At 49.0% G+C, this 13,679-nt stretch carries 14 protein-coding genes; 6 read left to right on the top strand and 8 right to left on the bottom strand.

Features of this window, described 5'->3' with window-relative positions:
• Window positions 1-68: 68 nt before the first annotated feature.
• Window positions 69-1,082, bottom strand: a complete 1,014-nt coding sequence (locus V5J35_RS09300) for a LacI family DNA-binding transcriptional regulator (protein ID WP_354010986.1) — start codon at window positions 1,080-1,082, stop codon at window positions 69-71.
• A gap of 455 nt (window positions 1,083-1,537) precedes the next feature.
• Here V5J35_RS09300 and tatA point away from each other — a divergent pair, with 455 nt between their 5' ends.
• From tatA to tatC, 3 genes are read left to right on the top strand one after another with little or no spacing between them, the layout of a single operon-like run.
• On the top strand, window positions 1,538-1,732 hold the full coding sequence (tatA, locus tag V5J35_RS09295; RefSeq protein ID WP_354010985.1) for a Sec-independent protein translocase subunit TatA: 195 nt from the start codon (window positions 1,538-1,540) through the stop codon (window positions 1,730-1,732).
• 11 nt (window positions 1,733-1,743) lie between these two features.
• Window positions 1,744-2,112: a Sec-independent protein translocase protein TatB gene (gene tatB, locus V5J35_RS09290; RefSeq protein WP_354010984.1), complete on the top strand. Its 369-nt coding sequence runs from the start codon at window positions 1,744-1,746 to the stop codon at window positions 2,110-2,112.
• Between the two features lie 40 nt (window positions 2,113-2,152).
• Window positions 2,153-2,911, top strand: a complete 759-nt coding sequence (gene tatC / locus V5J35_RS09285) for a twin-arginine translocase subunit TatC (protein WP_354010983.1) — start codon at window positions 2,153-2,155, stop codon at window positions 2,909-2,911.
• A 104-nt stretch (window positions 2,912-3,015) separates the two neighbouring features.
• Here tatC and V5J35_RS09280 read toward each other — a convergent pair whose 3' ends face one another.
• Window positions 3,016-3,438: a DUF2799 domain-containing protein gene (locus V5J35_RS09280; protein WP_354010982.1), complete on the bottom strand. Its 423-nt coding sequence runs from the start codon at window positions 3,436-3,438 to the stop codon at window positions 3,016-3,018.
• A gap of 218 nt (window positions 3,439-3,656) precedes the next feature.
• Window positions 3,657-4,892, bottom strand: a complete 1,236-nt coding sequence (locus V5J35_RS09275) for an anaerobic sulfatase maturase (protein WP_354010981.1) — start codon at window positions 4,890-4,892, stop codon at window positions 3,657-3,659.
• Window positions 4,893-5,254: 362 nt separating this feature from the next.
• Between V5J35_RS09275 and V5J35_RS09270 the strand changes: the two genes are divergently transcribed.
• Window positions 5,255-5,716 (top strand): hypothetical protein, encoded by a 462-nt coding sequence (locus V5J35_RS09270; RefSeq protein ID WP_354010980.1) that lies wholly within the window; start codon window positions 5,255-5,257, stop codon window positions 5,714-5,716.
• A gap of 49 nt (window positions 5,717-5,765) precedes the next feature.
• On the opposite strand, the gene chrA is transcribed toward V5J35_RS09270, so the two are convergent.
• Window positions 5,766-6,977, bottom strand: coding sequence for a chromate efflux transporter (gene chrA / locus V5J35_RS09265; RefSeq protein WP_354010979.1), 1,212 nt, complete (start codon window positions 6,975-6,977; stop codon window positions 5,766-5,768).
• 64 nt (window positions 6,978-7,041) lie between these two features.
• Between chrA and V5J35_RS09260 the strand changes: the two genes are divergently transcribed.
• Window positions 7,042-7,986: a LysR family transcriptional regulator gene (locus V5J35_RS09260; RefSeq protein ID WP_354010978.1), complete on the top strand. Its 945-nt coding sequence runs from the start codon at window positions 7,042-7,044 to the stop codon at window positions 7,984-7,986.
• Window positions 7,987-7,994: 8 nt separating this feature from the next.
• On the opposite strand, the gene V5J35_RS09255 is transcribed toward V5J35_RS09260, so the two are convergent.
• On the bottom strand, window positions 7,995-8,570 hold the full coding sequence (locus V5J35_RS09255; protein WP_354010977.1) for a sugar O-acetyltransferase: 576 nt from the start codon (window positions 8,568-8,570) through the stop codon (window positions 7,995-7,997).
• 221 nt (window positions 8,571-8,791) lie between these two features.
• Between V5J35_RS09255 and V5J35_RS09250 the strand changes: the two genes are divergently transcribed.
• Window positions 8,792-9,550, top strand: coding sequence for a YdcF family protein (locus tag V5J35_RS09250; RefSeq protein ID WP_354010976.1), 759 nt, complete (start codon window positions 8,792-8,794; stop codon window positions 9,548-9,550).
• A gap of 6 nt (window positions 9,551-9,556) precedes the next feature.
• Here V5J35_RS09250 and V5J35_RS09245 read toward each other — a convergent pair whose 3' ends face one another.
• The 3 genes from V5J35_RS09245 to V5J35_RS09235 form a co-directional block, all read right to left on the bottom strand.
• A complete protein-coding gene (locus V5J35_RS09245) occupies window positions 9,557-11,050 on the bottom strand; it encodes a class II fumarate hydratase (protein WP_354010975.1) in 1,494 nt (497 codons plus the stop codon).
• Window positions 11,051-11,177: 127 nt separating this feature from the next.
• Entirely contained in the window at window positions 11,178-12,686 is a 1,509-nt protein-coding gene (gene lnt, locus V5J35_RS09240) for an apolipoprotein N-acyltransferase (protein WP_354010974.1), read from the bottom strand.
• 26 nt (window positions 12,687-12,712) lie between these two features.
• Entirely contained in the window at window positions 12,713-13,558 is an 846-nt protein-coding gene (locus V5J35_RS09235) for an HlyC/CorC family transporter (RefSeq protein ID WP_354010973.1), read from the bottom strand.
• Window positions 13,559-13,679 lie beyond the last annotated feature (121 nt).

Here is a 13,679-nt window from a genome sequence, read left to right as displayed (position 1 = left end):
AACCTGTGTTCATTGACCAACCGGGCAATCCTACAGGATTGGCACAGCAGGTAAAAGGCAGTTGTAGTTTACAGGCTGCGTACTGATTCCCTGATTTGAATTTCAGGCATGAACTCCCGAATCAACTGTGGCTGTTCATGTTCTCTAAAAAGCGCCAGAGCCAGAGAGGCAGCCGCTGCTCCCATGGCTTCAATGGGATATCGGACAGTGGTCAGGCCAGGGTTAAGGAACCGTGCCAGCAGAACATCGTCAACACCTATCACCGAAACGTCGTTTGGCACCTGAACCTTGCGTTCTCTTAATGCCATCATGCATCCTGCTGCCATCGCATCGTTGTAGGCAAAAATAGCAGTAAATTCAACGTTACGGTTCAGTAACTCGAGGGTGGCATTATAGCCTCCCTGTTCATCAGGCTGGTTTTTGCTGAGCAATTCAGAGTCCGGGAATATACTGTGAGCCAGGAGGGCATCCTGATAGCCCTGATAGCGGTCACGGGCATCTTCCAGTTCAAGGTGTCTGTTTTCTGAAGAGCGGGAGATAAATGCAATATTCCGATGCCCCTGTTCAAGCAGATAGCGGGTGGCCATCTCTCCGGCACTGCGGTTGTCGAGATAGATACAACGCTCCTCAAAGCCCTGTATTCTTCGATTGATAATGACCGAGCTGGTCTGGGACTCAAGCAGCTCCATCACCTGATAGTCTGGCAGCGCTTTGGAGTGAACGACAATGGCATCACACCGTCGGTCGATCAGGGAACGGATGGCTTCTTTTTCCCTTTCCGGATCGTGATGACCTGAGCTGACTAACAGTTGTTTGTTGTATTGGCTGGCAAGCTTTTCAACCCCGCGCATAAGCAGGCTGAAGAACGGATCGCCCAGATCTCCGACGACCAGGCCCAGGGAATCAGACTTATTACTGACCAGGGCCTTGGCAAAACTGTTCGGTTTGTAGTGCAGCTCAGACATGGCACGCACCACGGCCTCTTTTTTGTTTCGTGCAACACCTGCCGTATTGTTAACAACGCGGGAAACCGTAGATATGGAGACTCCCGCCAGCTTTGCGACATCTTTTATATTAGCCACTTGTACACCACATCAGTCAGCTTATCCGGTTGCTATTATTTGTAGCCATTATCTCTAACTATTGTGCCAGACTGGTCGTCTGGCATCTTGCTGTGCATCAAAGTTTAGAAAACCTTTGCACAAGATCGAACAAGAAAGTGCAATGGCATGGCCTCTTTCTGGAAACTCCGAGCCGTACAAGTTGATCAGGGTCAATAAAACCATGGCATTATGGTCAGGAGAATACGGATTCCTGTTGTTTTTGGCGGGAGATGGTTAAGAATCTGTCATCCACTATTTATTATGAAAATGCAGCCCTCACAGGCTCTGTATTTATTTTCATGTTCAGCGGTGAGCCGCATTTTCCGCTCATGGCTGTTTGTATTGTTTCTAACGGCTAGCTGAGACTACTGATTGTTCTGCAGTTGTTCTGTCCAGTATGCTTCGTTGGATTCGTTATTTTTCAGGAGAGAGTTATGGGTCTGGGTGGAATCAGTATCTGGCAACTGGTGATTATTCTGTTGATTGTCGTGATGTTGTTCGGCACCAAAAAGCTGAAGACACTGGGAAGTGATCTGGGTGGTGCGGTTAAAGGGTTTAAGGACGCGATGGCAGACGAAAAAACTGAAGGCCATGCTTCCGGTAAGGAAATCCCACACGACAAACCCTGAGGTAATGTCCGGTGTTTGATATTGGCTTTGCCGAGATGCTGATCATTGTTCTTCTGGGGCTGGTTGTTCTGGGGCCGGAGAGGCTTCCGCAGGCAATCCGTACAGTTGCCCGCTGGCTGCATTACCTGAAGCAGACTGCACGTAATGTCCGGGAGACCGTGGAAAGCGAACTCAATATTGAAGAAATCAAACAGGATTTGCATTTCAAGGATATTGAGCGACAGCTGGAGAGTGTAAAGCAGCAGGCTTCTGAAGCAGGGGACAGTCTGAAAACTATGTCGTCCCGGCTTCAGGGAGAGGTCAGTGAGTTCGACCACTCTCTCAGCCAGCAGCGTGATAACAAGACAACAGAGACTGAAAGCTCGTCGGTTAAGAAATGATCTGCGTGCTTCCGGTTAAGTGTCAACCAGGAAACGAATTATGACTTCAAGTGCAAGTGCCGGCGACAAGGAACAGCCACTGATCCAGCACCTGCTGGAGCTGAGAACCCGTATTATTCGCAGCACAGTGGTTATATTTATTTTGTTTGCCGGATTGTTTTATTTTTCCAGCGATATCTACGAGTTTATTTCACAGCCGTTGCGGGTATACCTGCCTGAAGGTACGAGCATGATTGCGACTGATGTCGCATCGCCGTTCCTGGCTCCCTTCAAGCTGACACTGGTATTATCCCTGTTTATTGCCATCCCCTATATTCTGCACCAGATCTGGGCATTTATTTCACCGGGGTTGTATAAACATGAAAAGCGTCTGGCGATACCGCTGCTGGTAGCCAGTGTCCTGTTGTTTTACGCCGGAATGGCGTTTGCCTATTTTGTGGTTTTTCCGCTGGTATTTGGTTTCTTTACGAGTATTGGTCCGGAAAGCGTTGCGGTGATGACAGACATTAACAGCTATCTGAATTTTATTTTGAAGCTGTTTTTTGCTTTTGGCCTGGCTTTTGAAATTCCTGTTGCTACGGTGTTATTAATCTGGTCTGGTGTATCGGATGTTGATTCTCTGGCAAAGAAACGCCCCTATATCATTGTTGGGTGTTTTGTTCTGGGGATGTTGTTAACGCCACCGGATGTGATTTCACAAACGTTGCTTGCGGGACCGATGTGGTTACTGTTTGAAATGGGTATTTTGTTTGCCCGCCTGACTCCGGGTGTTTCTGCAAAACGAGATGAATCTGAATAATTCGTAAGTCAGCCGTGATTAATAAATAAATGCCGCTTTGTCAGCGGCATTTTTACAGAATTATTTTTATTTTTATAATCGTTAACTGATAAATTCAGATAAACTCACTGAACACCGCCATAAAAAGTTTCGTAATCATAATACTGAATCTCCTGATCCCAGCGAGCATTATCATACTCAAACAGACCGTCTTCCCAGCTCTGAATATATTCGTTTTCATGGTCAAAGCGAGCACACTGCCCTCCGTAACTCAAGCCGGACAGTCCCAGGAAATAACCCGTCTCAGGAGTACAGAATTCAGCAATGCCGGTGGCATATCCCTGTTTATAAAGATCAAAGTTCTGGCTATCCAGTTTATGTAATTCAGACAGTTCAGAATTGGAACGTTCAGTAAGACCTTTACTCCCGTCCATTTGACCGAGTTGTTCCCAGTTGCCTTCGCTGGCTAATTGTTGAGGTGATGGTGTGGTTGAGCAACCGGCCATTGCTAAAGTGGACAGAGCCAGAGCCAGTGTGAATTGTTTCATTCTCTCCTCCTTCGACTTTAATTAAGGGATATGCCTTTCCCCCGTACTTAATGATGCTACTCCCGCATAAAGGTAAGTAAAGGTTTTTTTAGAAAAGTTTACAGTAAGAAACAAAGCGAAAGAGTGGGAGGGGCAGGAGATGTTTAACGTTTCAATGGGCGCTTAATGATTAAACTAAGCGCCCTGTTACCATTAGAGAATCATCAGGGATATTCTGATCAACGGGCGTTTTCCGCAGCAATTCGATCGGCAGCATACATTACATACGCAGGAGGTCGGCGATTTTGCAGCTCATTCGCCATATATTTCATATAAGGGTCCATGTGTTTAAAAATCTTTTTATAGGCAGGACACAGATGGCTCTGGCTGGTACCGTCAGCATTCGGGTGAATGCGATGCTTTGGACAGCCGCCATTACAGGCGAAACGGTATTCACATTTTTCACAAATTTCGCCAACGTTAGACTTGTCTTTACCAAACTTATCCTGAGCTTTTTGAGTGGCTACTTTGTGAACATTTTTGTCTGAAATATTACCCAGCTTGTATTCCGGGTACACGTAATGGTCACAGGAATAAATATCGCCATTACGCTCAACCACCAGGGCTGAACCACACTCTTCGCGGAAAATACACAGGTTGGCAGGCTGACCAATCCAGGTGGCCAGGGCATTGTCAAACATTTGTACATAGATCTTGCCAACGTCTTTGCGAACCCATTCGTTAAAGATGGTGATCATGAAATCACCAAATTTTTCCGGGTCTACAGAGAAAGGCATCAGCTGTTTTTCGCTTTTAGATTTTGGGAAGATCAGCATTGGGTTTTCAACACCCACTTCCATCTGCTCAATGACCGGAATGAACTGGGTAAAGGTTGAGCCGATCTCTTTCAGGAAGTTATAAACTTTCAACGGATGCTCAACGTTAACGTTGTTCACTACCGTGAGTGTATTGAACTCCACTCCGTGTTTTTTCATGCACTCAATGGCTTTGGCAACACGTTTGAAAGTGGGTTTACCACCCTGTGATACTCGATAATGGTCGTGCAGTTCCTCAGGACCGTCAATCGAAAGACCTACCAGGAAGTTGTGCTCTTTCAGGAATGCACACCATTCGTCGTTCAACAGTACGCCATTGGTTTGCAGGCTGTTGGTAATCTGCTTGTCACCGGCAAATTTTTTCTGGTATGCGATGGCACGCTTGAAGAAATCCAGGCCAGCGGTGGTAGGCTCCCCGCCCTGCCAGGTGAAATCAACAACAGGGGTGTCCTGTGAGGCAATGTATTGTTTGGTGTAGTTGCGCAACACCTCATCACTCATGTGAGTGATCTTTTCCTTTCCTTTATTCTCGGCCCGTTTGTTAAAGAAGACTTCTTTTTCCAGATAAAAGCAGTAATCACAGTCGAGATTACACTGATAGCTGGTGGGTTTGGCCATTAGGTGAAAAGGTTTTCTCATCGGGTTATCCGTTTAATAAATTATGCGCATGTTTAGAGTGTACTGCGATAGTCTGTGATGTTATGTACGCAGTAAACGCAACGTTATTCGAATCGATTCAGCCGTTAAACAGGAAATCAAAAATTTCAGTGGGTTATTGCGAGTTGTGAAGGCTAACATACAAAAGCAAATACTCGAATCCCTAAAGCAGATAGACAATAGGTAAATGATAATAATTCGTAAAAAATGATTCGATAAACAATTACTCGATAAACAATCAGAACCAGCCTGAGTACAGGTAACCAGCAGGTTAGGACTGCTAACGTTTTCAATAGTAAGGAGGGTGACCATTATCTAGACTAAAAAATGTAAGAAGCTTCTTTATGTCAATCCAGTTACTGAACAAGGAGGTACAGGTAATGAGAGAACTCAATCCGGGTCGCTTCAGTGCGACAACACAGCAATTAATTCAGGCACGTATGACGAATGATGCTGCAAAGTCCCCCAGAAACAGAGAGACGACGGCTTTTAATCGCAGCGTTGAACAAAAGTATGGGCTGATGAATATTCTGGACAATTTGCTTGAAAAACTATCGAAGCCATTCAAGCCTCTTAGTGAATTTCTTTGCAAGCAATGGGAGAGCATTGCGAAGCTTGGCAGAGAGACAAAACACCAGGCTAATCAGGGGATCTACGACCTTCGTAAAGGGGTCTCTGATTCACCATGCAAGCGAGCCTGGCTTGAAGCTCAAAAACAAAAAGAAAATATACAGTTCAGAGGCAAAGAGCAAGCAGGCGCTATCGCTGGTACCATTAAGAATGGTCTTAATCGCTTGTTTGGTTAACCTTCCGGCCGGAGTGGTAGCCATAAGGCTGCACTCCGGACGTATCCCATCAAAGCAGAACGAAACCAATGCCTGCATAGAGCGGTACCATCAGGGCAATCGGCAGCTTCCAGACAGCCAGTAACAGGTAGGCCAGCAACGCCAGTGCAACATCTTCCGCACCTTTAATCGCCAGTGTAATTACCGGGTCATACAACGCGGCCAGTAGCAGACCCGTGACCACGGCATTGATACCATTGATGGCAGAACGAAGTTTTGGCATCGCCTTCAGGCGGTTCCAGAATGGCCAGGCGGCAGCCAGCAACAAAAAGGACGGTGCGAACATGGCCACCAGGGCCACAAGGGCGTAACTCAGGTTAAAGCTGCCACCAAAAACACCACCCAGAAAAGGTGCCAGAGTAAACATTGGCCCCGGTACGGCCTGGGCAGCACTGTATCCCACCAGAAACGCGTCAGCTGTTATTCCAGCGTCGTGTACCAGTTCAGCCTGAAGCATGGGCAGAACCACATGACCACCGCCAAACACCAGGGCGCCAGAGCGATAGAAACTGTCAAACAACTGCAAAGCGGCATTATCAGACTGTGCGGCGAGAACCGGAATGACAAGAATGCCTGCTACAAACAAAGCGGCTGCAGCAAAGGCTATACGCTTGCGTCCCTTCACTTCGGGCAGTGGATTTGTGCCGGTACTCTGGTTGTAAATCACATAACCGGCTATCGCACCAGCGATAATGACGGCCATCTGCATGGCGACGCCAGGCATCATTAACATCAGACCGGCGGTAATGATTGCCATGGTGACCCGTGGGCGGTCAGGGCAGAGAGACTTGCCCATTTTAATCAATGCATCGGTTACTACGGCCACCGCAAACAGTTTGACACCGTGCAAAATACCCATGGCGGAGGAAAGCCCGGAAATTTCACTGTAACCCATTGCCAGCAAAACCATGAGAATGGCTGAAGGCAGTGTGAAGCCTGTAAAGGCCGCCAATGCACCCGGCAATCCTGCGCGGTCAAAACCAATGCTGATACCCACCTGACTGCTCGCGGGTCCCGGCAGCATCTGACAAAGGGCAACCGTATCAGCGTATTCCTGCTCACTTAACCATTGTCGTTTTTCAACGAATTCCCGGTGGAAATAACCTATGTGTGCCGTCGGTCCTCCAAAGGCATAGCAGCCCAGGGTCAGAAAACGGATAAACACTTCAAAACAATTTTTCAGCATGGGGTGATCAGACATCTTGTCATTTGAGGTTGTCATTTGAAGCTAAACATTTTAAAAAGGTCTACTTTGATTAATCTAATTAATTGTTTAAATCCAAGTCATGAATCGTATTGATTTATCCCGTGTGGACCTGAACCTGCTGACTGCTTTTGAAACCCTGTACCAGGAACAGAGTGTCAGTAAAGCGGCTGAACGTCTGTATCTTGGGCAGTCTGCCATGAGTCATACTCTGGGGCGCTTGCGCAAACTGTTTGATGATGTGCTGCTTGAACGACAGGGTCAGCAAATGCGGCCAACTCGTAAAGCCGATGAGTTGTATCTGGCAGTCCATGAAGTGCTGAGTGTGATCCGGGATCGGGTACTGGATCAGTCGGCATTTACGCCTGCTACGTGGGAGGGGGCTGTTCGAATCGGTTTAAACGACTACTGCGAACTGGTTTATGCCAGAGCGCTGTTTGAACGCATACTGGCTGATGCACCTCAGGCTCAGGTCAGCTTTGTCACCGTGAATCGTGGTAATGCAGCCGATCTGCTCAAAGCCGGAAAGCTGGATATGGCACTGGGTCACTGGCCGGAAGCCATGGACGAGCTGGAGGTACAGGATGTGTACATTGAGAAGCATGTCTGCCTGTTTGATAACCGTGTGCTGCAGAAGCCCCTGCCGTTGTCTTTGCAGGATTACCTTGATATTCCCCATGCACTGGTGACACCGGAAGGCGAACTGAGTGGCAACGTTGATAGCATTCTCGCCCAACAGGGGCTAAGCCGGAAAGTGTCTCTGGGCTGCTCAAGATTTATTTCGTTGCTGAACCTGCTGAAAGGCGCCAGGCTGTTATCGGTCGTTCCTGAAACGCTGTCGTATATTGATGACTCGCAACAGCCTTTGCATCACTGTGAGCCTCCTGTTGCAGTAGGTGATTTTTCGATCAGTCTGGCCTGGCGCAAAAGTGACAGCGCTCACCCGGTATTAAGCTGGCTGAAGCAGCTAATGAATGATGTCGTTCTGCAGGAACGACATCGTATTCTCGATAAAGAACAGGAGTAGCTTTTCGTTCAGGCTGCCTGCGACTGTTCAATATTCCGTATCACTTTGCAGGGAACACCGGCTGCCACCGTGTTGGCAGGAATATCTTTAGTGACAACACTGCCAGAGCCAATCACAACATTATCACCAATGGTGACACCCGGATTGACCGTCACATTGGCACCAAGCCAGACATTGTTGCCAATGTTGATTTTTTTACCAAACTCCAGACCGGAATTGCGGGTTTCTGCATCGATAGGGTGACCGGCTGAAGTGATGGTGACGTTTGGGCCAAACATCACATTGTCGCCAATAATTACTGGACAAACATCGAGAATGACCAGATTGTGATTGGAATAAAAGTTCTCGCCCAGATAAATGTTATAGCCGTAGTCGCAGTGGAAGCTTGGTTCAATATTCGCTTCCTGTACCTGCCCTAAAAGGCTTTTTAACAGTTCGGTTTTCTGCTCAGCTTCATGGGGAGCCAGCAGGTTATAACGGTGACAGAGCGCCTTGGCGGCTTTTCTTTCCTCGCGCAGCTCAGGGTCCTTAGGGTCCGATGGAAAGTAGCCCAGCCCTGCAATCATCTTTTCTTTTTCGGTCATGAATCAATTACTCATTCTGTACCATCGCATCAGGCTAACTGCCCGGGGGCAGTGAACTTTGAGTGGGGGATGGCTTCTGGTTAATGGGGAATTGTTATGAAGGCGATTGACTCATATTTAAAGATGGTACGTATGTCCGATATTCTCGCAAATGGTTAGCGGGTTGTGCTTACAGGCTGTCGCGGTGTTAATCTAAACCGGTAAATAACTTCCGGAATTTTATGAAACCTGTAATGCGATGGTGTTTAAAGCAAAGCCTGTTGCCACCGGTTTTGCTGATATGGATGATTGTCGTGGGACTGATCTTTAAAACAACACTGGGATGGTTGCCCTGGCTGGCACTGTTTGTTCTCTACGGGTTGTCGACATCGCCGGTTGCAACGATTCTCAGTAAGGGGCTTGAGTGGTATGAAGCTCTGGATACCGGGTCCTGTCAGGAGGCTGATGCCATTGTGATTCTGGGAGGCGGATACCCCCGTTCAACACCAGAATACGAGGGTTTTCAACCAACCGCCCTGTCTCTGGAGCGAATTCGCTATGGCGCAACAGTGCATCGTCAGTGTGGTGTGCCTTTGCTGATCAGTGGTGGCGGCGAACGGTCAGAAGCTGAAACCATGGCAGAAACCTTGCGCAAGGATTATGGCATCAACGCTCGCTGGCAGGAAAAGCAAAGCCTGACCACCTGGCAGAATGCCCTTTACAGTTATGACATGCTGAGCAGGGATCTGGGCAAGGAAAACCTTCGCATTATTCTGGTGACTCACAGCTGGCACATGCCCAGGTCTGTTTTAAGCTATCAGAAGATGGGGTTTGAGGTGATTCCTGCGCCGACCATATTCACATGGTCAGAGGTTCCATGGAAAAAACTCCGATACTGGCTGCCTCAGATACGCAACCTGAGAACGAGTGAACTGGCCCTGCACGAATATCTGGGGCTGGTCTGGTACTGGCTCAGTGACCGGCTTCATATCGATAATTGACTGACATTATTTCTTATTAATGCCCCCTTTAGTGAGCTGGGCAGGGTCAAGAATCTTCCTCAGCTCCTGTTCTGAAAGGTCGGTTTTCTCTTTTGCAACGTCCAGAATAGAGCGTTGTTCCCGGTAAGCCTGTTTGGCAATCTCCGCTGCTTTCATATAACCAATGATCGGATTCAGGGCGGTCACCAGAACCGGGTTGCGGTCAAGGGATGCGTTAATGTTCGCCTCCCGTACCCTGAACCCCTTGATGGCCTTGTCTGCCAGAATTGAGCTGACATGGCTGGCCAGCGTAATGGATTGCACAAGGTTATTTGCCACCAGTGGCAACATGACATTCAGTTCAAAGTTGCCGGACTGGGCGGCAATAGCCACTGCGGTATCCAGCCCGATTATCTGGGCTGCCACCATGGTGACGGACTCTGAAATCACCGGATTGATCTTGCCGGGCATAATACTGGAACCCGGTTGCAGTGCAGGCAGTTCAATTTCACCAATGCCTGCCAGCGGGCCACTGTTCATCCAGCGCAAGTCATTGGCAATCTTCATCAGACTGACCGCTAATCCCCGCAGGCCTGCAGACAGTTCCAGAGCGGTAGCAGGAACACTCTGGGCTGCGAAGAAGTTCGGGGCGGGTGTGAACCGTAAGCCGGTGTCTTGCCCAAGGGCATCGCAGACTGCCTGTGAATAGAGGGGGTGAGTATTGGTGCCGGAACCTACCGCTGTGCCACCCAGTGTCAGTTGTAACAGACGTTTTTGCGTGGCTTTCAGACGCTCCTGATCCTGCTGCAGCAATGCCTGCCAGCCACCCATTTCCTGGGCAAAGGTGACCGGCATGGCATCCATGGTGTGAGTGCGCCCGGTTTTGACAATTGAACCAATGTCTTTGATCCGTCCTTCAAGGGTTCTGATCAGATGTGAAACCGCAGGCAGAAGCTGGTGTTCCACAAGCAGGGCAGAAGCCACATGAATGGCTGAAGGAATCACATCATTGCTGCTCTGGCCAAGGTTCACATCGTCGTTTGGGCTGACCGGTGTTGTACCGTTGTGTCTGGCAAGGTGGCTGATGACTTCATTGACGTTCATGTTGGTGCTGGTGCCGGAACCTGTCTGGTACACATCAATGGGGAACTGGCTGTGAAAAGAACCTGGGTATTCGGCTGTAATGATCTGGTTCGCCGCTTGGGTGATGGACTCTGCCTTATCATTTGAGAGTAAGCCCAGCGACAGGTTCGCAGACGCTGCGGCTTTTTTGATGCGGGCAATGGCGGTGATAAACGCTTCGGGCAGGGATTGGCCGCTGACCGGAAAGTTATCGACTGCCCGCTGGGTTTGCGCACCATATAATGCATCAACGGGAACAGCGACTTCTCCCAGGCTGTCTGTTTCGATCCTGACATCGGTTGAGTTGGCTGATGTGCTCATAATGGTGCAAAGCCCTGTGATGGTGACCAGTGCGCAGTAACGACAAATTCTGGCAATAGGGTGAGTTGGTATTCTCATTGTTTAAACAGCTTTAGAACGTTTCCAATGAGAATAGTTGCAATGAGCTATATCGGCAGGGGAGAGGGTGAGGAGATAGGCAGGAGCATTGAAAATGCTCCTGCCAAGAGGTCGTCTTAAAAAGAGTTTATGCCTTGCGACGGCCCCGGCGAGCAACCAGAACAATCATCAGCAGGCTTAATAGCAATACCGGGGATGACCCAAAGCGCATAAAGGGGGTGACGCCTTTCATGACCGGAACTTCACCACGCAAAACACCCGTCTTGAAACGTTCAATACTTTTAACGGTTTGCCCGCGGTCATCAATCAGGGCGGTCTTGCCATCATTGGTGGCGCGAATCATATAGCGTCCTGTTTCAAGTGAACGCATACGGGCAATCTGGTAATGCTGCAAGGGGCCAATGGAACGGCCAAACCAGGTGTCGTTACTGATCGTGATTAACAGACCGCTGTCTCTGGCCTGTTCTGCCGCAAAGTCCGGGTACACGACTTCGTAGCAGATATAGGGTGCGATGGTGGCTTCGGGAACTTCCAGCAGTGCCTGATTGTGTGCGCCTTTGGAGAACGCACTCATGGGCAGGTCAAAGAAATCAATCAGCCCTCTTAGCATTGATTCCAGAGGTACGTATTCGCCAAAAGGCACCAGCTTCTGCTTATAGTACCGTCCATCGCCTACCCCTGAGGCAATAATGGAGTTGTAGTAGCGGAGTTCGCCGGTACTGTTATCGTCCATTGGAATACCGGTGATAAACGTACTTCCACTGTCGTTAGCCTGACGATCAATCTGCTGCATCACAGAACGGACACTGCTGTAGAAAATGGGCAGGGCATTTTCCGGCCATATCACCAGATCCCGTCCCCACTCTTTTTCGGTCAATTTGAAATAGGTTCTGATGGTATCTTCCAGATAGCCCGGCTCCCATTTCAGGCTCTGGGGAATATTGCCCTGAATGGCGCTGAAGCTCAGCTTACCGGTTCGGGTGGTCCATGTTATCTGGTTCAGAGGAAGGCTGATCAGCCAGACAGCGGCGACGGTCACCAGAGCAATCACCTGTCCGGCAGAAAGACGGCATTTGTCGATAAGAACAGAGGTCAACAGGCAGGCCGTTGTTATCAGTAACAGGCTCAGGCCATAGACTCCGACCACCGGCGCCCAGCTCTGGAATGGTGTATCCAGAAGGGCATAGCCCTGTAACAGCCAGGGGAAACCGGTAAGAAACCAGGTTCTGAACCATTCAAACAGTACCCAGACACCGGCAAACAGCAATGCCCGCTGCCAGGTTTTTACAACGTTATAGCGATCCCTGAGTTTCACATAAGCAAAAAACAGAGGGGTAATAAATATGCTGGTCAGGAACAGGGTGAATAGCAGAGTCAGCAGGATGGCAAGGGGAACAGGAGCTGAACCGAACTGATGGATGCTGACATAAACCCATGAAGTGCCAGCTCCGAATAGACCGACGCCAAACAGTGATCCGCGAATCAGGGCAGGGCGCAGTGCTTCCTTCTGGGTAAGAAAGAAAATACAGCCACTGGCCAGCAGTAGCAGCGGCCAGTAATCATAAGGGCTGAAAGCAAATGTGAAGAGGACACCGGCAAGCGCTGCCATCAGGTGTCCGGGCAGTTTATTCTTCAATATCATCGACCTGTCAGTCGCGAGAGTTATTCGTGAGTGTCAGTCACCCGCAGTAATCGAATGCGGCGACCGTCGGAGTTAAGCACATCAAACCGAAAACCGGAAATTTCCACGTATTCGTTACGCTTGGGCATGTGTCCAAACTCCTGCATAACAATCCCGCCGATGGTATCGAACTCTTCATCGCTGAATTTGGCATTGAAATGCTCATTAAAGTCGTCGATGGGGGTCAGCGCCTTAACGATAAAGGTATTGGCACTTTCTTCGACGGGCTTGATAAAGCTGTCTTCCTCAACATCGTGCTCATCTTCAATGTCGCCGACAATCTGTTCCAGAACGTCTTCAATGGTCACCAGCCCGGCGACGCCACCAAACTCATCAATCACAATCGCCATGTGGTTGCGGTTTGTCCGGAACTCTTTCAGAAGAACGTTGAGGCGCTTGCTTTCTGGTATAAACGTGGCAGGGCGAAGATGGTCTTTAATATTGAAGCGATTATGATGCAGGATCAGTGGCAGCAGGTCTTTTGCCAGCAGAATGCCAATGATTTCATCCTTGGTGTCCCCGATCACCGGGAAGCGGGAGTGGGCTGATTCGATAATCTTAGGCAGGAAATCCCGGGGTTCCTGATCTTCTTCCACGCAGACCATCTGGGAGCGGGGAATCATGATTTCCCGTACCTGCATGTCGGCCACCTGAACAGCCCCTTCAATAATGCTCAGGGCTTCGGTGTCTATGATGCCCCTGCTGCCTGCTTCGTTCAGGATTGACAGCAATTCACTTCTGTTTTTCGGGTCCTGACTGAAAATGCCAGACAGTTTATCCATCCACGATGGTGAGGGTTCTTCGCCCGTTGGGGTTTCGTCGTTCATTACCTTTTCTTTAAGTGTGCCTGTTAAAAAAACAGTTGTACCATCTTCATGGTCAGAAGCGGAGAATGTTCCCCGCTTCTGTCCGGCATCTGTCGTGTAGCAACTATACCCCGACAGAGTG

The sequence above is a fragment of the Endozoicomonas sp. NE40 genome (assembly GCF_040549045.1).
In the GTDB taxonomy this organism is placed as follows: domain Bacteria; phylum Pseudomonadota; class Gammaproteobacteria; order Pseudomonadales; family Endozoicomonadaceae; genus Endozoicomonas_A; species Endozoicomonas_A lisbonensis.
The sequence above is the reverse complement of the archived record's forward strand: the minus strand, read 5'-3'. Positions and strand labels throughout refer to the sequence as shown.